The 273-nt window shown below is 45.8% G+C and carries 1 pseudogene; it reads left to right on the forward strand.

The features are described from left to right. Positions 1 to 50 precede the first annotated feature (50 nt). Positions 51 to 273, forward strand: a pseudogene (locus tag CWC11_RS22365) (UbiD family decarboxylase domain-containing protein); the annotation flags it as partial.

Genomic DNA, 273 nt, shown 5'->3' on the forward strand with positions numbered 1-273 from the left:
AAAATATGCCTAGTTGATATACTAGGCCAAACTCAACTCATAGTGCGCCGATGAAATACCAAGACTTACGAGATTTTATAGCCCAGCTTGAAAAACAAGGAGAACTTGTTCGCGTCAAGCAGCCCATTTCCACCAAACTAGAAATGACTGAAATTGCAGACCGAACGCTGCGAGCAGGTGGACCCGCTATCCTATTTGAAAACCCTGTTGGTTATGACATTCCGGTACTGGCTAACCTATTTGGCACACCAAAGCGCGTTGCAATGGGGATGG

The organism is Pseudoalteromonas sp. S3178 (assembly GCF_005886985.1).
Lineage (GTDB): Bacteria > Pseudomonadota > Gammaproteobacteria > Enterobacterales > Alteromonadaceae > Pseudoalteromonas > Pseudoalteromonas carrageenovora.